The 18,166-nt window shown below is 73.3% G+C and carries 16 protein-coding genes; 8 read left to right on the top strand and 8 right to left on the bottom strand.

Translation table 11 applies throughout. The features are described from left to right. Window position 1: 1 nt before the first annotated feature. From AB0P24_RS17165 to AB0P24_RS17185, 5 genes are all read left to right on the top strand, one after another. Window positions 2-1,234, top strand: coding sequence for an FAD-dependent oxidoreductase (locus AB0P24_RS17165; RefSeq protein WP_365794691.1), 1,233 nt, complete (start codon window positions 2-4; stop codon window positions 1,232-1,234). Window positions 1,235-1,393: 159 nt separating this feature from the next. Beyond that, entirely contained in the window at window positions 1,394-1,759 is a 366-nt protein-coding gene (locus tag AB0P24_RS17170) for an Rv2175c family DNA-binding protein (RefSeq protein WP_365794693.1), read from the top strand. A gap of 33 nt (window positions 1,760-1,792) precedes the next feature. Further along, on the top strand, window positions 1,793-2,440 hold the full coding sequence (gene thiE, locus AB0P24_RS17175; protein WP_365794695.1) for a thiamine phosphate synthase: 648 nt from the start codon (window positions 1,793-1,795) through the stop codon (window positions 2,438-2,440). Between the two features lie 115 nt (window positions 2,441-2,555). After that, window positions 2,556-3,479: a methylenetetrahydrofolate reductase [NAD(P)H] gene (gene metF, locus AB0P24_RS17180; protein WP_365794697.1), complete on the top strand. Its 924-nt coding sequence runs from the start codon at window positions 2,556-2,558 to the stop codon at window positions 3,477-3,479. A 56-nt stretch (window positions 3,480-3,535) separates the two neighbouring features. After that, window positions 3,536-4,531 carry a hypothetical protein gene (locus tag AB0P24_RS17185; RefSeq protein ID WP_365794699.1) on the top strand — a complete coding sequence of 332 codons (996 nt, stop codon included), beginning with the start codon at window positions 3,536-3,538 and terminating at the stop codon, window positions 4,529-4,531. Window positions 4,532-4,566: 35 nt separating this feature from the next. On the opposite strand, the gene AB0P24_RS17190 is transcribed toward AB0P24_RS17185, so the two are convergent. The 5 genes from AB0P24_RS17190 to AB0P24_RS17210 all read right to left on the bottom strand — a co-directional run bounded on the left by AB0P24_RS17190 (window position 4,567) and on the right by AB0P24_RS17210 (window position 10,621). Beyond that, entirely contained in the window at window positions 4,567-6,081 is a 1,515-nt protein-coding gene (locus tag AB0P24_RS17190) for an NAD(P)/FAD-dependent oxidoreductase (protein WP_365794701.1), read from the bottom strand. A gap of 47 nt (window positions 6,082-6,128) precedes the next feature. Then, window positions 6,129-6,743 (bottom strand): DUF4126 domain-containing protein, encoded by a 615-nt coding sequence (locus AB0P24_RS17195; RefSeq protein WP_365794703.1) that lies wholly within the window; start codon window positions 6,741-6,743, stop codon window positions 6,129-6,131. Between the two features lie 386 nt (window positions 6,744-7,129). Continuing rightward, the gene (locus AB0P24_RS17200; RefSeq protein WP_365794705.1) at window positions 7,130-7,756 is read right to left on the bottom strand and encodes a TetR/AcrR family transcriptional regulator; all 627 of its coding nucleotides are present in this window, start codon (window positions 7,754-7,756) and stop codon (window positions 7,130-7,132) included. 65 nt (window positions 7,757-7,821) lie between these two features. Next, window positions 7,822-9,906: a YhgE/Pip domain-containing protein gene (locus AB0P24_RS17205; protein WP_365794707.1), complete on the bottom strand. Its 2,085-nt coding sequence runs from the start codon at window positions 9,904-9,906 to the stop codon at window positions 7,822-7,824. Then, a complete protein-coding gene (locus tag AB0P24_RS17210; protein ID WP_365794709.1) occupies window positions 9,878-10,621 on the bottom strand; it encodes an ATP-binding cassette domain-containing protein in 744 nt (247 codons plus the stop codon). The genes AB0P24_RS17205 and AB0P24_RS17210 overlap by 29 nt, the downstream gene beginning before the upstream one ends. Before the next feature lie 174 nt (window positions 10,622-10,795). Here AB0P24_RS17210 and AB0P24_RS17215 point away from each other — a divergent pair, with 174 nt between their 5' ends. From AB0P24_RS17215 to AB0P24_RS17225, 3 genes are all read left to right on the top strand, one after another. Then, a complete protein-coding gene (locus AB0P24_RS17215) occupies window positions 10,796-11,359 on the top strand; it encodes an SAV_6107 family HEPN domain-containing protein (protein ID WP_365794711.1) in 564 nt (187 codons plus the stop codon). A 144-nt stretch (window positions 11,360-11,503) separates the two neighbouring features. Continuing rightward, window positions 11,504-12,274, top strand: coding sequence for a methyltransferase (locus AB0P24_RS17220; RefSeq protein ID WP_365794713.1), 771 nt, complete (start codon window positions 11,504-11,506; stop codon window positions 12,272-12,274). 277 nt (window positions 12,275-12,551) lie between these two features. Next, window positions 12,552-12,941 (top strand): DUF3040 domain-containing protein, encoded by a 390-nt coding sequence (locus AB0P24_RS17225; protein WP_365794715.1) that lies wholly within the window; start codon window positions 12,552-12,554, stop codon window positions 12,939-12,941. Window positions 12,942-13,260: 319 nt separating this feature from the next. On the opposite strand, the gene AB0P24_RS17230 is transcribed toward AB0P24_RS17225, so the two are convergent. Genes AB0P24_RS17230 through AB0P24_RS17240 form a run of 3 tightly spaced genes read right to left on the bottom strand, consistent with a single transcriptional unit; the run spans window position 13,261 to window position 18,034 of the window. Then, window positions 13,261-15,648, bottom strand: coding sequence for a DUF3488 and transglutaminase-like domain-containing protein (locus AB0P24_RS17230; RefSeq protein ID WP_365794717.1), 2,388 nt, complete (start codon window positions 15,646-15,648; stop codon window positions 13,261-13,263). Then, window positions 15,648-16,994, bottom strand: a complete 1,347-nt coding sequence (locus AB0P24_RS17235; RefSeq protein WP_365794719.1) for a DUF58 domain-containing protein — start codon at window positions 16,992-16,994, stop codon at window positions 15,648-15,650. Before AB0P24_RS17235 ends, AB0P24_RS17230 begins: the two co-directional genes overlap by 1 nt. After that, window positions 16,994-18,034: a MoxR family ATPase gene (locus AB0P24_RS17240; protein WP_365794721.1), complete on the bottom strand. Its 1,041-nt coding sequence runs from the start codon at window positions 18,032-18,034 to the stop codon at window positions 16,994-16,996. Before AB0P24_RS17240 ends, AB0P24_RS17235 begins: the two co-directional genes overlap by 1 nt. Between the last annotated feature and the right edge of the window lie 132 nt (window positions 18,035-18,166).

Here is an 18,166-nt window from a genome sequence, read left to right on the forward strand (position 1 = left end):
GGTGAGCGAGCAGACACAGCGACGGGGCACGTCACAGACGCGGCGCGTGGTCGTCGTGGGCGCGGGCATGGCCGGGGTGCAGACCGCCGTCGCCCTGCGCGAGCGGGGGTTCACCGGCAGCGTCACAATGATCGGCGCCGAGCCGCACCAGCCGTACGACCGGCCGCCGCTCTCCAAGGCCGTGCTGCTCGGCAAGTCGGAGGGGTCCGCCTTCGAGGTCGACTTCGAGGCGCTCGGCATCGAGCTGGTGCTGGGCCGCGAGGCGCTGGGCGTGCGCACCGCCGACCACGAGCTGGACACCGAGGCCGGACCGGTGCCGTACGACGTCCTGGTCCTCGCCACCGGTGCCGAGCCGATCACGCTGCCCGGCACCGAGGGCGTGCCCGGCGTCCATCTCCTGCGCACCCTGGACGACGCCGAGCGGCTGCGGCCCGTGCTCGCCCGGCAGCACGACATCGTGGTCGTCGGTGCGGGCTGGATCGGCGCCGAGTTCGCCACCGCGGCCCGCGAGGCCGGCTGCGCGGTGACCGTCGTGGAGGCCGCCGACCGCCCGCTCGCGGGAGCGCTCCCCGCCGAGGTCGCCGCGCCGATGACCGCCTGGTACGCGGACAGCGGAACCACACTGCGCACCCACGCGCGCGTGGCGCACATCGAGCCCGGCGCGGTGGTGCTCGACGACGGCTCCCGGCTGCCCGCGGGCGCCGTCGTGGTCGGCATCGGCGCCCGCCCGGCCACCGCCTGGCTGACCGGCTCCGGCATCGAGCTGGGCGCGCACCGCGACGTGCTCGCCGACGACCGCCTGCGCACCAGCGCGCCCGACGTCTACGCGGTCGGCGACTGCGCCTCCTTCCCGTCCGGCCGCTACGGCGAGCGCCTGCTCATCCACCACTGGGACAACGCCTTGCAGGGCCCGCGCACGGTCGCCGCCAACATCCTCGGCGAGACCGACGCCCTCTACGACCCGGTCCCGTACTTCTGGTCCGAGCAGTTCGGCCGCTTCGTCCAGTACGCCGGCCACCACGCCGCGGCCGACCGCCTGATCTGGCGCGGCGACCCGGCCGGCCCGTCCTGGAGCGTCTGCTGGCTGCGCGAGACCCGCCTGGTAGCCCTGTTGGCGGTAGGCCGCCCCCGGGACCTGGCCCAGGGCCGCCGCCTGATCGAGGCAGGCACCCGAATGGACGCCGAGGCCCTGTCCGACCCGGGGAATCCGCTCAAGAACGCCACGACTGCCTGAGAGCGCCCCGAGGGAAACGCGCCCCCAAGGGGCGCGGGGCTGTGACATGTTCGGCTCCGCCGCGTGGGCTCGACCAGCCCCTACGGCGGTGCACCCGAACGACGACCCTCCCGGCCCTACCATCGCGGTCCCCCCGCAGGAACGCCTACCCTGGATCCCGTGACCGAGATTGACGCAAAGATCGATGCCCTCGTCCCCGCCTGGCTCACCCTCCCCGACATCGCGGAAATGATGGACGTCGAGGTGACGCGCGTGCGGCAGCTGGTCAAGGAGGGCCAGCTCATCGCCGTCCGCCGCGGTGAGAACAGGGCGCTGCACGTCCCCGCCGCCTTCATCGACGGGGACAAGGTCGTCAAGGGCCTGTCCGGGACCCTGACGCTCCTGCGGGACGACGGCTTCACGGACGAAGAGATGCTGGAGTGGCTCTTCACCGCGGACGCCACCCTGCCCGGCACCCCCGCGCAGGCGCTCAGCGAGAATCGCGGCACGGAGGTGAAGCGCCGCGCCCAGGCGCTCGCCGTCTGAGGCAACCAGTACCGACACAACGGGGGAAGACCGATGCCCGACACCGCCCGCGCCCAGCTGGCCGATGCCCGGCTCTACCTGTGCACGGACGCCCGTAAGGAGCAGGGCGACCTCGCCGGGTTCCTGGACGCGGTCCTGGCGGGCGGTGTCGACATCGTGCAGCTGCGCGACAAGGGCATGGAGGCCGGCGAGGAGCTGGAGCACCTCGCCGTGGTCGCCGACGCCTGCGCCCGGCACGGCAAGCTGCTCGCGGTCAACGACCGCGCCGACGTGGCTCACGCGGCCGGCGCCGACGTGCTCCACCTCGGCCAGGGCGACCTGCCGGTGTCGGCCGCCCGTGCGATTCTCGGCCCGGACGTCCTGATCGGCCGCTCCACGCACGCCGAGTCCGAGGCCGCCGCGGCCGCCGTGCAGGACGGTGTGGACTACTTCTGCACCGGCCCCTGCTGGCCCACCCCCACCAAGCCCGGCCGCCCCGCCCCCGGCCTCGGCCTGGTGCGGTACACCGCCGCCCTGGGCACCGACCGCCCCTGGTTCGCCATCGGCGGCATCGACCTCGGCAACCTCGACCAGGTGCTGGACGCGGGCGCCCGCCGGGTGGTCGTGGTCCGCGCGCTCACCGCGGCCGACGACCCGGGCGCGGCGGCGGCCGAGTTCGCCAAGCGGCTGCGCTCGCGGTGACGGGCAGGGGGCCGCTGTCCGGAAACTTGTCCAGTATTCGGACATGAGGTCGACAATTCGGGCAAATATCACGAGTTCGGTTGGGTGGCCGTCCGCGCCTGACTAACCTGCGGGTATGGCCCTCGGAACCGCATCCACCAGGACTGACCGCGCACGCACCGTGCGTGACATGCTCGCCACCGGCAAGACCACGTACTCGTTCGAGTTCTCGGCGCCGAAGACCCCCAAGGGTGAGCGGAACCTGTGGAGCGCGCTCCGGCGGGTCGAGGCGGTCGCCCCCGACTTCGTCTCCGTGACCTACGGCGCGGGCGGCTCCACCCGCGCGGGCACGGTCAAGGAGACCGAGCAGATCGTCGCCGACACCACGCTCACCCCGGTCGCGCACCTCACCGCGGTCGACCACTCGCTGGCCGAGCTGCGCAACATCATCGGCCAGTACGCGGACGCCGGGATCCGCAACATGCTCGCGGTGCGCGGCGACCCGCCCGGCGACCCGATGGGCGAGTGGGTGGCGCACCCGCGAGGGCTGACCTACGCGGCCGAACTCGTCCGGCTCATCAAGGAGTCGGGCGACTTCTGCGTGGGCGTCGCCGCCTTCCCGGAGATGCATCCGCGCTCCGACGACTGGGACACCGACATCCGGCACTTCGTCGACAAGTGCCGCGCGGGCGCCGACTACGCCATCACGCAGATGTTCTTCCAGCCCGAGTCCTACCTTCGCCTTCGCGACTCGGTCGCCGCGGCCGGCTGCGACACCCCGGTCATCCCGGAAATTCTGCCGGTCACCAGTGTGAAGATGCTGGAACGACTGCCCAAACTCAGCAACGCGGCCTTCCCGGACGCCCTGAAAGAGCGGATCCTCACAGCCAAAGACGATCCGGCGGCGGTACGCTCCATTGGCATCGAACACGCCACGGAGTTCTGCGCCCGGCTGCTGTCCGAGGGAGTGCCCGGACTGCACTTCATCACGCTGAACAACTCCACGGCCACGCTGGAGATCTACGAGAACCTGGGCCTGCACCATCCCCCGCAGGCCTAGACCGGCCGCACCGGAGTACGACACACTGCGTAGCGGTCACTGGAGGAGGGGCGTACATGGGCTGGACGGTCCTCTACGTAGCGTTCGGCGTCGTCGCACTGTGGTTGCTCGGCGAGGTCCTGCTGCAGTACAAGGCGCGGCTGCGCTGGCGCCTGCTCGCCTTCGGCGGCTTCCTCGGGGTCGTCTTCGGTGTCCTGATCCCGTCCGTGATCGTCATCGGGGTGGGCGCGATCGCCTTCGCGGTCGGCCAGACCTACGTCACGCTGTCGTTCCGCCGCGGCTTCGAGGCCGGCTGGGCGGTCAAGCGCCCCGGCGCGGAGGGTGACGGCGGCGGCCTGATCAAGCGCCGCCGCGGCGAGCCGGACGAGGACCCGGGCCTGGAGGCCACCGACCCGGACGCGGCCGACGCCGCCTACGCCGAGCAGCAGGGCGCCTACGCCACGAACGGCACGCCGTCCTACGGCAATGACGACTACGACCGTGACGACGTCTTCACCCCGGCGGCCCGCACCATGGAGCCCGGCGCGGCGGAGTCCACCGCGGTGTACGAGCCGCAGCCGATGCCCGACGACACCGGTTCGTACGGCGTCTACCGCGACTCCGGCTACGCCGCCACCGGCGACCAGCAGGCCGCCGCCTACGCGACCGCCGGCCAGGACCAGGCGTACGCCGCCCAGGGCACCGACCAGAACTACGCCTACGACTACTCGGGTTACGGCCAGCAGCAGTACGGCTACGACACGAGCGGCGGCCAGCAGCAGTACGCCAACTACTCCGACCCGTACATCGGCGACCAGACGTACGGCGGCGCCGGGTACGACCAGTCGTCGTACGGCACCCAGCAGTACGACCAGCAGGGGTACGCCCAGGGCCAGTACGGCACCGGCGGCTACGGAGAGACCCCGGCCGGCGGGGTCTGGGTCCCGCAGCAGCGCGCCGACGAGACCTACGGCGGCGAACTCCCGCAGGAGCAGCCGTACCCCTACCAGGGCGACGGGCAGGGGCAGCAGCAGCAGGGCAACGGGTACGACGAGCAGCAGTACCGTTTCTGAGGCCGGAGCGTCCCCGAGGGGCCCGGCTCACCGGCTCACTGCGAGCCGCGGAACTCCGGCCCCTCCACGATCAGTCCGGCCACCAGCGCCCCCGACATGCCGGCATGCGGAAGCCCGCCACCGGGATGCGACCAGCCGCCCACCCGGTACAGCCCGGGGAGCCGGGTGGTGTTGGCCGGGTGCAGGAAGCGGCCCTTGCCGGCGGCGAGGGCGGGAGCCGGGACCTCCTCCGGTCCCGGGGCGTCCGTGGCGTGTTCGGGCAGCCGTGTCTCGTGCCAGAGCAGGCGCTGCCGCAGTCCTGGGACGGCGGCTTCGGCGGCCTCCAGGAGGAGGTCCGTACAGGCCCGGGCCGTGCTGTCGTTCTCCCAGCCGGCGTCCCTGGACAGCACCGCCGACACCACCACGGACTCGTGGTCGTCGTCCGGTCTGAGCGCCGGGTCGTCGGGGCGCAGCACCGTCACGGTGGGGCGCACCGGCCGGTCGCCGCCGGGCGCGGTCAGCAGGTCCAACTCGGTCTCGTCGTCCGGCGCGTGCACGATCGTGCGGTGGACGGTACCGGCCTCCGGCCCGCCACGGAGCGCGAGCAGCACGGTGAGGCGGACCGCGCGCGCCGACTTCGTGTCGGCCCGCACATCACCCTCGGCGTCCAGCCGGCACCCCGTCAGCCGGGTGAGCCTCTCGAGCCGCACCGGATCCACTCCGGCCACCACATGGTCCGCGTCGACCACACCGCCGTCGGCGAGCTCCACCCCCGCCGCGCGGCCGTCCTTCGCCAGCACCGCCGTGACCTCGGCACCGAACACGAACTCGACCCGCCGCCGCACGCACCGCTCGTACACCGCACGTGCCAACTCGCGTACGCCACCGCGCACATACCAGGTGCCGAAGGCGTGCTCCAGGTACGGCAGCACGGCCGCGCTCGCCGGCGTGTCACGGGGGTTGAGGCCGTACGCGAGCGCGTGGCTGTTCAGGAGGGCGGCCAGCCGTTCGTCGCGCAGTTCCCACGCGCCGATCTCGGCGAGGGTGGTCGCCCGGCGGGTGCGCAGCAGTTTCCTGTGCGGGACCGACGGGTACGGCTCGCGCTCGGCCAGCACCTGCCAGTTCGGCCACAGCGGCTCCTCCAGGAGCGGGCGCCTGGTGCGGTCCCAGGCCTCCCGGGCCCGCACCAGGAAGTCCCCCCAGCGCTGCCCGGCGCCGGCGCCGAGGGCCTCGTCCAGGGCGGTGACGACGCCCGCGCGGGACGCGTTCGGCAAGGACACCGCCGTGCCGTCCGCGAAGACGTGCCGCGCCGACGGATCCACCTGGACCAGCTCGACGCAGTCCTCCAGCGGCTCCTTGCCGGTCTTGACGAACAGATCGCGGTACACGGCGGGCAGCGGCAGCAGCCCGGGACCGGTGTCGAAGGCGAACCCGTCGCGCTCGAACCGGCGCACCCCGCCGCCGTAGGTCTCCGTACGCTCGTACACCGTCACCCGGTGGCCCGCGACGGCCAGCCGGGCGGCCGCCGCCATGGCGCCCATCCCGGCGCCGATCACCGCAATCCGTCCCATGCCCGCGACTTTATCCACCGCCACCGACAGTCCGGCCCGGCGGGCCGTCAGCCGGGTGGCCGTCCCGCCCGCGCCGCGAGCCGCCGTTCCTCCCGGCGCTGGGCGCGGCGGCGCCAGAACCGCCGGATCCGGGAGACCAGGAACACCAGCACGACCAGGCCGGTCGCCAGCAGCACCGCCGCGATGATCGCCGCCGCCAGCGGATGGAACATCGCGAACGTCACGATCCCGGCGACTCCGAGATCCTCCGCCAGGCTCACCACGATGTTGCTGACCGGCTCCGGCGAGGTGTTGATCGCCATCCGGGTACCGGCCTTCACGGCGTGGCTGGCCAGCGCCGTGGAACCGCCGACCAGTCCGGCCGCCACGTCGGGGAGCGAGCCGCTGTGCCCGGCGAGCAGCGCCCCGACCCAGGCGCCCGCCGCCGGCCGGATCACCGTGTGCACGGAGTCCCACACCGAGTCGACGTACGGGATCTTGTCGGCCACCGCCTCGCACAGGAACAGCACGCCCGCGACGATCAGCACCTCGGGGCGCTGGAGCGTCTCGGGGACGTCGTCGCTCAGGCCCGTCGCGCCGAAGAGGCCGAGCAGCAGCACCACCGCGTACGCGTTGATTCCGCTGGCCCAGCCGCTGGTGAAGACCAAGGGGAGTACCGACACGGACGCGATCGTAACCAGTCGGCGGCCGTACGTCCTGGGCCCGTGCGCGCACACCTGAGTACGCCTACCTAGGCGGCGAGTTGAGTACGCGCGCGGATGGGCCGCGACCTGCGTGGACGGGAGAGTGGAGACACGGAGAGGGGCGCGGGGCACGGCACCGCCGACACGGGGCGGCGGAACGTCGACCGCGCCTCGACCGCTCCTTCCGCCGATTCGCGTCGGCGGAAGCGAGACACGGGGGACACGGGGGAAACAGGGGAGAGGGGACCCGGGGGAAACGGGGTGCACGAAAGGCGCCGGTCCGACGGCGGCCCGCGGGGGACGCGGCCACCACGGACCGGCGCTTTTGTCCGCCCACGCGCGCGTGCGGCCCGGCCGGCAGGGGCTCAGCCCTTCCCGCTCACCCGCCCCTGCAACAGCCGGGACAGGGCCGCGTGGACGTCGTCCAGGGAGCGCTCGGGCTGGAAGGACTTCCAGTCCAGGGCCGCCACCAGCACCATCCCGACCAGCGCGGCCGCCGTCAGCTGGATGTCGATCTCGCCGCTGAACTCGCCGTTGTCGACTCCCTCGCGCAGTACGCCCTCGACGACCGCGACGGCCTGCTGCCGGACCACCATCAGCGTCGACTGCCAGGCCCGGTTGGTGCGCCACAGCTCCGCCACGTAGAGCTGCGTGAAGGCCGGGTAGCGGTCGATGAAGACGAGGCCCGCGCGGACCATCGCGTCCAGGGCGTCGACCTGGCTGCCGCCCTCCCGCGCGGTCTGCTCGGCGGCCTCTCTCAGGGACGCGGTGAGGAGGCCCACGCCGTGCCGCAGCAGCTCCTCGAAGAGGACCGACTTGCTCGCGAAGTTGTAGTAGACGGTGCCCTTCGCGACGCCTGCCCGTTCGGCGATCTCGTCCACGGTGGTGGCGGAGAAGCCCTGCTCGGCGATGAGCGTGACGGCGGCCTCGTAGAGCTTCTGCCGGGTGGCCTCACGGCGTGTGCTGCCGCCCGTGGTGCTGCTGCTTTCCATGGTCCCGATTCTCACAGGAACGGCGCCCCGCGCGGGCACGGAAGAGGAGGGCATGACGGCGGGCCTCACAGACTCAGCTCGGGATGCAGGCGGTCCAGCGTCCACACCTGGCGGCGCCGGGCCGAAAGCGCGGTGAGCGCGAGCGCGCCCGCGGTGAACGCCGCCAGGACGGCGCAGGCCTGCCACACCGGTCCCAGCCCGCCGCCCGTGATCAGCCGCCGCAGTGCCGCCACGACGTAGCTCATCGGCAGGAACGGGTGGATCGCGTTGAAGAAGCCCGGACTGGTCTGCACGGGATACGTGCCGCCCGCCGACGTCAGCTGGAGCATCAGCAGGGCGAGGACCAGGATCCGCCCCGCCGCCCCGAAGCGCGCGTTCAGCCACTGCACGATCGCCCCGAAGCAGGCCGCCACCAGGAACAGGAACCCGACCGTGCCGGCCGCGCGGACCATCTGGAGCCCGATCGCCCAGTGCAGCACGGCCATCAGGGCCGCCGTCTGCAGCACCCCGATCGCGACCACCGGCAGCCAGCCGGCCAGCGTGATCCGCCAGGCCGCCGAACCGGCCGCCAGGGCACGCCGGTTGAGCGGCGGGATCAGCATGTAGGCCACCATCGCGCCGACCCACAGGGAGAGCGGGATGAAGTAAGGGGCGAACCCGGTGCCGTAGTTGGGCGCCTTGTGCAGGTCCTGGGAGGCGAGCTGCACCGGGTCGGCCATGACCCCGGTGCGCCGGTCGCGCTCCTGCTTGTCGTAGTCGGGGATCTTGCGCGCGCCGTCGTGCAGGCCGCCGGCGAGGGTGTTGGAGCCGTCGACGAGCTTGTAGAGCCCGCCGTCGAGGTCGTAGGCGCCGGTCCTGAGCTTGCCTAGGCCCGCGTCGAGGCCGGTGGCGCCGGTGGTGGCCGTCCCGAGGCCGGTGTGCAGTTTCGCGGCGCCCGCGGCGACCCGGGCCGCGCCGTCGTTCAGCTTGTTGATCTTCTTGACGGCGCCGGCGACGTCCTCGGACAGGTGCGGGGCGCGGTCGGCGAGGGCCTGTGCCTGCGTCTGGAGCGTGCGGAGGTTCTCGTCGAGCGTCCTCAGGTCGCCGTTCTGGTCGGCGATCAGCGCGTTCAGGTCGTCGGCGACCGACGCCACGTCGGCGGCGGCGTCCCTGGCCTTCTTCAGGTCGGGGCAGACCGGGTCGGCCGGCTGCTGTGCCGGGCAGCGCGTCGCATAGACCTCGTCCAGGGTGTCCGCGGCCGCGTGCGCCGTCTTCGCGGCCGCCGGGGCGGTCTTCACCAGGACGCCCAGGTTGCCGCGTACGGTCCGCGCCGAGTCGGCGACCAGCCGGGCCGTGTCACCGATGGTCTTCTCGTTCTTCGCCAGGTACGGGCCGACCTTGCCGTAGACGCCGTTGACCTGGTCCGCCAGTACCTGGGTGCCGTCCGCGACCTGCCGCGAGCCGTCCTCCAGCGTCCCCGCGCCCGTGTCCAGCTTCCTGATCCCCCGGGCGAGCTTCCCGCTGCCGGTCTTGGCGTCCGACAGGCCGTCCGCGAGGTCCTTCGACCCCTGCTCGGCCTTCCCGATGCCGCCGGCGAGCGTGTCGGCGCCCTCGGCGGCCCGCGCGGTCTGCCCGTGGAGGTCGGAGAACGAGATGAAGATCCGGTCCAGGAAGGACCGGGACGCCTTGGTGGACGCGGCCGAACGCACCTCGTTGAAGACCGTGCGGGAGATCTGCCCGACGATGTAGTTGTTCGCGTCGTTGGTGCGCACCTGGAGCGCGCCGGTCCGAGGGGAGTCGCCCGCGCTGGAGGCGATGCGCGCGCTGAAGTCGGCGGGCATGGTCAGCGACAGGTAGTACGTGCCGTTCTCGACGCCCCGGCGGGCCTCGGCGGCGCTCACCTCGTGCCAGTCGAAGGACTTGCTGTCCCTGAGCCCGGCGACGATGTCGTCGCCCGCGGTGATCCGCCGGCCGCTCGCGCTCGCCCCCCTGTCGTCGTTCACGAGCGCCACGGGGACGCGGTCGAGGCGGCCGTACGGATCCCAGAACGACCACAGGTACAGCGCGCCGTACAGCAGCGGCAGCACCAGCAGGGCCACCAGGGCCGCGCGCGGCAGCCTGCCCCGTCCGAAGCGCCTGAGCTCAAGCGCGGCCAGTCGTGGCGAGCGCATCGCCGGCCTCCCCCTCTTGTGCCGCCTCCGCGTTCCCGGTGCGTACGACGAGGGCCCCCGCCGGTGCCTGCCCGCACACCGCCACCACCGTCGTCCCGGCCGCGGCGATCGACGCCAACAGCCTCTGCATCTCACTGCGTTCGTCCTGCGACAGCTTCAGGTCGGCGTCGTCCACGGCCAGCAGCCGCGGCTTGCCGACCAGCGCCAGCGCCACGGACAGCCGCAGCGCCTCGATCCGCTCCAGATCCCGTACGGCGGTCCGGGCGCCCTTCGGCAGCGACTGAAGGTCGAGCCCGGCGGCGGCCAGGGCGTCGCCCACCCGCTGCCCCGCACTGGCGGCTCGCGCCCCGGGGCGCCGCACCAGATCACGCAGCGAGTCACCGAACCGGCTCTGCAGCAGGGCCCGTTCGCGCAGGTGCTCGCCGACGGTCAGGGCGGGTTCGAGGTCGGTGACCCCGGCCACGTTCGCCACCGCGCTGATCCGCCGTACGGCCCCGAGCTGCTTGGGCAGCCGGGCTCCGCCGACGGTCGCGGTGCCCTCGGTGGTCTTCATCCGGCCGGTGAGCGCGAGCAGCAGGCACGTGCGGCCGGAGCCGGACGGCCCTTCCACCGCGATCAGCGCGCCCGGCCCGGCGTCCAGGGAGACCCCCCGGAACGCCCAGCCCCGCGGGCCCCTGAGCCCAAGGTGCTCGGCTGTGACAGGTACGCCGTGCACAGGTTCCCCCCTGCCGCATAGTTTTTAAACTGACTGGTCAGTGCAAAAACTATCCCGAACCCGCGATCGAAGCAAAAGCCCAGGTCAGAACGGATTGTCAGTGCCATACCTCACGATGGGCACATACGGCACCCCGTGTGAGGGCGCCGTCACTGAGACGACAGGAGGTTCGTCATGGCCAACTCGTCAGCGGCCGCCGCCCACCGGCGCCGCCCCGGCGGCCCTGCCCCCTCACTGACCGGCCCGGCGAGCGATGTGCACCCCGTCCTCCGCCGGGCCACGGCCCCGCCCGCCGCCCTCGACCTGCTCACCCGGGCCCGCGCCGCGCTGGACGAGGCCGAGTTGCTCGACACCCCCAACGAGCGCTACGCGAGCGCCCACCTGGCCGCCCTGCGCACCGCGGCCGCCGTGCTCGCCGCCCGCGCCCGCCCCGAGACCTCGCCCCGGCGCCGGGCCCGGATCCGCAGCGCCTGGGAGGTGCTCCCCGAGGTCGCCCCCGAGCTCACCGAGTGGAGCGCCCTGTTCGCCTCCGGCGCCCGCCGCCGGGCCCGCGCCGAGGCCGGCATCCAGGGCGCGGTGGGCCGCCGGGACGCCGACGACCTGATACGCGACGTGGCGATGTTCCTCCGCATCGTCGAGCGGATGCTCGTCCTCCAGCCGGTGCTGCCACAGCCGCGCCGGGAGGACGGCGACCGGCCGGCCGGTCCCCCGGGGAGGGAGCTGCCCGACGCGGGATGACCAGGCACGGCGGCGGCAATCAGGTGCGGAGGCAATAGGGTGGAGAACGCCTGAAGTCTTCCTTCCGCCCGCACCTCGGGCCGGGGAGGCACCGAGTTCGCGCCGCCGGGCAACAGGCGGTGCCGCGCCGAGGAGTCAACTGCCGTGCCGGACCCCACTCGACCCCGCGCCTCTCTCCGTACCGCCGTGGTCTGGGAGGTCCTCCAGGACGCCCTCGACCGCCGGGTCAAGGCCACCGGCCGGGACGCGCTGGACGTCCTGGACACCGGGGGCGGCAGCGGCAACTTCGCCGTCCCCCTGGCCCGGCTCGGCCACCGCGTCACCGTCGTCGACCCCAGCCCGAACGCGCTGTTCGCGCTGGAGCGCCGCATCGCCGAGGCCGGCGTGGCCGACCGGGTCAAGGGCGTCCAGGGCGACGTCCTCGGCCTGTTCGACGTGGTCGAGCGCGGCGGCCACGACGTGGTGCTGTGCCACGGCGTCCTGGAGTACGTCGACGACCCGGCCGAGGGCGTGCGCAACACGGTGGCCGCGCTGCGCTCCGAGGGCGTCCTCAGCCTGCTCGCCGCCGGGCTCGGCGGAGCCGTGGTCGCCCGCGCCCTCGCCGGCCACTTCAAGGAGGCCAAGCAGGCCCTGGAGGACCCCGACGGCCGCTGGGGCGAAGGCGACCCGATGCCGCGCCGCTTCACCGCCGAGCAGCTCACCGGCCTGGTCGAGGACGCGGGCCTGGCCGTCGCCGCCGTGCACGGCGTGCGGGTCTTCGCCGACCTGGTCCCCGGCGTCCTGGTGGACACCGAGCCCGGCGCCCTCGACGCCCTGCTCAAGCTGGAGGCCGCCGCGGCCGAGCTCCCCGCCTTCCACTCCGTCGCCACCCAGCTGCATGTGCTAGGCGAGACACCGGGTGCCGCCGGGGCCTGAGATCCTCCTGAGGCGACCCTGCTGATCAGGGGCTCGACAGCGGATGGAGTACGCCACAGGCCCCCCGATCGAGGGGTTTGCGCCGTATGATCGAGGGAGATCGCCCGGCATGACGGGTCGGCTCCTGGGGAATGGAAGCTTCAGCGAGCCGGGACTGTCGTGGCGGATTCCGGTTGGCCAATTGGCCTAGAGGGGCGGGTTTCACGGGGGCGATTCCCTGCCTATCCTGAAGGGACCCCCCGGGTCGCCCCGGCGACTGCACGATGAGGAGGACGCCGTGCCGCTCTCTGAGCACGAGCAGCGAATGCTTGAGCAGATGGAGCGAGCGCTGTACGCCGAAGACCCCAAGTTCGCGACAGCGCTTGAGGGAAGCGGCCTGCGTATGTACACCCGGCGACGGGTCTACCAGGCGGTCGCCGGCTTCCTCGTGGGTATCGCGCTCCTCATCGCCGGAATGGTCGTTCAGCAGGTCTGGGTCAGCGTGGTGGGCTTCCTCGTCATGCTGGGCTGCGCGGTCCTCGCCGTCACCGGCTGGCGCAAGGCCCCCAAGCCCGGTGAGCAGCCCGTGGGCGGTCCGCAGGCCCGCCGCCAGGGCCGGCCGAAGCGCTCCATGATGGACCGCATCGAGGAGCGCTGGCAGCGCCGCCGCGACGAACAGGGCCAGTGAGGCTTCGCCGGGAGACCGAAAACAGAGCGTGACCGAGGGGTGACCGCTGACGGCGGTCACCCCTCGGGCGTTGCCGGCCGCGGCCGGAGCCGGAGGCCTTGCCGATGGCCGTGAGCCCCTGCGGGTGCGTGGGGGCTGGTCGCGCCCACGCGGCGGAGCCGCATATCGACCACAGCCCCGCGCCCCTCACGGGGCGCTGTAGCCGCGTCACCCGCATAGCTGCGGGCAGTCGTGCCGCAGGGCGGCACGGGTGGGCGCAGCGGCACCCTGCCAGCGCCGGTAAGCGACCCCACCCCCCGGCCCCCGCGGCCAGCCCCCGTCAGCTCTCCTGCCCCGAGGGCTTTCGCAGGGGCGGCCGGAGCGCCGTCGCCCGCTCCCGCAGCCGGGCCCAGCCCGCCGACGCCGCCCACACCGCGCGCACGGCCGACCGCGGAGCGAACAGCGCGCGCAGGCGCGCAGGGCCCCCGACCGTGCCGTTGAACGCGGCTGAGACCCTGCGGACGTCGTCCGCGAGGCCCGCCGTCAGCCGCGGCCGTGGCGCGTACAGCACCTGTTCGACCGCGTCCGCCACCCGGTGCACCGAGGCCCCGGCGGCCGGATCCAGACGGCCGAGCCGGACGATCCGGGCGGCCGCGTTGCGCGGGGTCTGCGACTCGTCGGGCGGGATGCCGAAATCCCAGGCGGTGTCGGTCAGTTCCAGCCAGACCGCCAGCGTGTGCGCCGCCACGCCCGCGGGCGTGCGGTCGTAGGCCCCGAGCCGGCCGGCCCGCACCCGCTGCCGGTACAGCATCGGCGCCAGCGGCACCGCCGACACGGCGAGACCGCCGAGCGCCCACAGGGCCAGCTGCCACCAGGGCGGCCCGCCGTCCCCGCTGTGCACCGCGGCCGCCGCCGATGGGCTGGAGCAGGCGTCCTGCTTGCGCAGTTGCGGCGTGCAGCTCTCGCTCTGCGAGGCCGAGGCGGACGGTGCCGTCGAGGCGCCCTTGGACGGCAGGGGCTCGTCCGGCACGGCGGAGCCCGGCGTCTGCGACAGCGTGTACGACGGCGTCGTGCCGCGGGTCGGGGTCGGCTCGAAGCGGGTCCAGCCCACGCCCTCGAAGTACAGCTCCGGCCAGGCGTGCGCGTCCTTCAGGCCCACCGACACCGTGCCGTCCGCCTGCGGGGTGCCCGGCGCGAAGCCCACCGCGACCCGGGCCGGAATGCCCAGCGTCCGGGCCATCGCGGCCATCGCGAACGAGAAGTGCACGCAGAAACCGCGCTTCTGCTTCAGGAAGTTCGCGATCGCGCCCTCGCCCCGGCCGACCTCCACCTGGGTGTCGTACTGGAAGCCGCCGGACACCGCGAAGTAGTCCTGGAGCCTGACCGCCTCCTCGTAGTGGCTGGTCGAGCCCGCGGTGACCTCCTGCGCCGTCTTCGCCACCACCGACGGCAGCGAGGAGGGCACCTTGGTGTACTCCCTCTTCATCGCCGCCGACGGCTCCGGCGCCGCGGCCAGCTGCTCGGCCGTCGGCTGCACGTCCAGGCTGGTGACCTGGTAGGTCTCACCCCGCGTGTTCTGCCCGTGGTCGCCGACCAGGGTCATCCCGACCGGCTCGTAGCGCCAGGTGCCGGCCACCTTCACCCCGCTCGGCGGGTACGGCATCGGCAGCCAGTCCTGGGCGTACCAGTCGGCCGCCGTGATCGTCGACTTCACCGTCGTCCGCTTGACGTCACCGCCGAGGCCGGGCGGGGTCGGGAGCTTGTCCGGCACGCCGGTGATGTGCCGCTGGGCCGGCTTCCAGGTGGTGCCGTCGAAGTCGTCCAGGGAGACGATCCGCAGGTACAGGTCGGAGACGTCGGCGTTGTCGCTGGCCTTCAGGGACAGCACCTGCCGGTCCTCGTCCACGTTGAGGCTGTCCCGCAGCGACACCAGCGGGTTGACGGCGGAGATCGTGCCGCCGTTCCCGTTGCCGATGCCGACCCCGGTCCCGGCGGCGTCCAGCAGACCGCCCTGGATCGAGGGCATCGCGAACGGCACGAACAGCGCGACGCCCAGCACGGCGAAGCCGATCCGGCGCCCGGTGCGCGCCGGGGCCACCGCGCCGCTCTCCTGGCCGCCCGGGGTGCGCGGGGCGCCGCCGAACACCCGGCCCCACTGCGAGAGCCGCTCCCGGCCCTCGGCGAGCAGCAGCATCAGATAGCCGGCTGCCGCCACCAGGAACCACAGCCAGTCGGTCGGCCCGTCGGACAGGCCCGCCGCCACCGAGTAGAGCGCGAGCAGCGGCAGCCCGGCCGGGGCCGCGCTGCGGAAGGTCACCGCGAGAGTGTCCACGACCAGCCCGACGACCAGCACGCCGCCGATCACCATCAGCCGGATGCCGGGCGTCAGCGGCGCGGGTATCGCATACCGGCTGACGTCGTCCGAGCCCTGCTGGAGCAGGTCGCCGAAGTACCGGAAGGTGTCCGGGCCGGGGATCACCCCGGCGAGCGCGTGGCCCCGCGCGAAGACCATGGTCAGCGTCAGCAGCGTGACCAGGGCCTGCGCGGCCACGGTCAGCGGGCGGGTCAGCGGCACCCGCCGGGCGGCCGCGCCCACGCCGGTCTGGACCGCCACCAGGAACGCGGCCTGGAACAGCCAGGTCATCGGGGAGACCAGGGGCAGCAGGGCACAGGACGCCATCAGCGTCGCCGCGGCCGCGGTGAGGGCGAGCCGGGCCCGTCCGCTCATCACCGTGCCTCCCCGCCCAGCGCGGCGAGCCCCGTGCGCTCCCGGCCGGCCTGCCGCCACAGCTCGGTCACCGAGGCGCCGCGCTCCACGCCGACGGCCGTCCAGCCGGCCTCGCGCAGCATCCGCAGCCGCTCCTCGTGCGCGTTGCCGGGCGCGGGCACGTCGGTCGGCTCCCTGACCCAGGTGTCCGGGTCCAGCACGAAGGCGACGGCGCCGCCGCTGCGCTGGCGCATCTTCGCGGCCACCGTCGCCTGTTCCTCGTCGAGGTCGCCCAGGAAGGCCACCAGCAGTCCCTCGTTACCGCCGCGCAGCACGTCGTAGGCCCGGGACAGGCCCGTGCCGTCCGAGTGGTCGATCACGGCCAGGGTGTCCATCAGCAGCCCGGCGGCCTCCGCCGACTCCTGGCCGAAGCCCGCGAAACCGTCGGCGCCCTCGCCGGGCACCGAGCTGCCGGTGTCCGTCAACAGCCGGACCGAGAAGCCGCGTTCGAGCATGTGGACCAGGACCGAGGCGGCACCGGACACCGCCCATTCGAACGCCGAGTCCGGGCCCGCGCCCTCGTAGGCGCCGCCCCGGGTGTCAAGGAGCACCGTGCAGCGGGCGCGCTGCGGCTGCTCCTCGCGGCGCACCATCAGCTCGCCGTAGCGGGCGGTGGAGCGCCAGTGCACGCGGCGCAGGTCGTCGCCGTGGCGGTAGCCGCGCGGGATCACGTCGTCCTCGCCGGCCAGGGCCAGCGAGCGCTGCCGCCCGTCGCCGTACCCCTTCGCCTCGCCGCCGATCCGGATCGGCGGCAGCGGCTCCACGCGCGGGACGACGGTCAGGGTGTCGAACGTCGAGAAGGCCCGGGTCAGTTCGCACATGCCGAACGGGTCGGTCAGGCGCAGCTGGAGCGGGCCCAGCGGATAGCGGCCGCGCAGGTCCGAGCGGACCCGGTAGGACACCTCGCGGCGGCCGCCCGGCTCCACCCGGTCCAGGACGAAGCGGGGACGCGGGCCGAGGACGTAGGGCACCCGGTCCTGGAGCATCAGCAGACCGGTGGGCAGCCGCGAGACGTTGTCCATCCGCAGGTGGACCCGGGCCTCGCTGCCGGCCGGCACCCGCGATGGGGAGAGCCGGCGGCTGCCGGCCACCCGGTAGCGGGTGCGGTAGAGCACGGTGGCGCAGATCAGCGGCAGTACGGCGAGCAGCAGCCCGACCCGGCGCAGATCGGCCTGGCCGAGTATGTACGCGCAGATCACCGCCGCGATGCCGGCCGCGAGGAAGGACCGGCCGCGGGTGGTCAGCCCGGCCAGGGCCGTGCGGATCCCGCCCGTCTCCTCGCGGTCGGCCTGGGCGGGGGCGCTCATCACAGACTCCGCGGGGGCTGTTGGGGATACGCCGGCACGCCCCGGCCCAGACCGCCGAAGCCGGTCTGCTGCTGGGGGGCCGCGGGCACCGGGGTGGACTGCAGGATCTCCTGGACGACCTGCTCCGCGGTGCGCCGGTTGAGCTGGGCCTGGGCGGTGGGCAGCAGCCGGTGGGCCAGCACCGCGACGGCGAGCGTCTGCACGTCGTCCGGCAGCGCGTACTCCCGGCCGCTCAGGGCGGCGGACGCCTTCGCCGCGCGCAGCAGGTGCAGCGTCGCGCGCGGGGAGGCGCCGAGTCTGAGGTCGGGGTGGGTGCGGGTGGCGGCGACCAGGTCCACCGCGTACCGGCGGACCGGCTCGGCGACATGGACCCCGCGCACGGCCTCGATCAGCTTCACCACGTCATGGGCGTGCGCCACCGGCTGGAGGTCGTCGAGAGGGTTGACCGAGCCGTGGATGTCGAGCATCTGCAACTCGGCCTCCACGCTGGGGTAGCCGACCGAGACGCGGGCCATGAAGCGGTCGCGCTGGGCCTCGGGCAGCGGGTAGGTGCCCTCCATCTCGACCGGGTTCTGGGTGGCCACCACCATGAACGGGCTGGGCAGTTCGTAGGTCTGCCCGTCGATGGTGACCTGCCGCTCCTCCATCGACTCCAGCAGCGCGGACTGCGTCTTGGGGGAGGCGCGGTTGATCTCGTCGCCGATCACGATCTGGGCGAAGATCGCGCCCGGTTTGAACTCGAAGTCCCGGCGCTGCTGGTCCCAGATGGACACACCGGTGATGTCCGACGGCAACAGGTCCGGCGTGAACTGGATGCGCCGCACCGAGCAGTCGATGGACCGCGCCAACGCCTTCGCCAGCATCGTCTTGCCCACGCCGGGTACATCCTCGATCAGCAGATGCCCCTCGGCGAGCAGTACGGTCAGCGAGAGCCGTACGACCTCGGGCTTGCCCTCGATCACACCCTCCACCGAACTGCGGACCCGCTCCACAGTGGCGGTCAGATCACTAAGGCTCGCTCGATCGTCATAGGTCGTCACCCGGCCCTCCTCGGCCCGTTATTGCTCGGGCCGGCGCATTGCACGCACTACCGGCCCACCCCGAATCACGGACACCACGCGTGAATGGTTCCGCGTGACGTCCCACACCGCATTCTTGCTGCCGTTACCGAT

Source organism: Streptomyces sp. NPDC086519 (genome assembly GCF_040686075.1).
Lineage (GTDB): Bacteria > Actinomycetota > Actinomycetes > Streptomycetales > Streptomycetaceae > Streptomyces > Streptomyces shenzhenensis.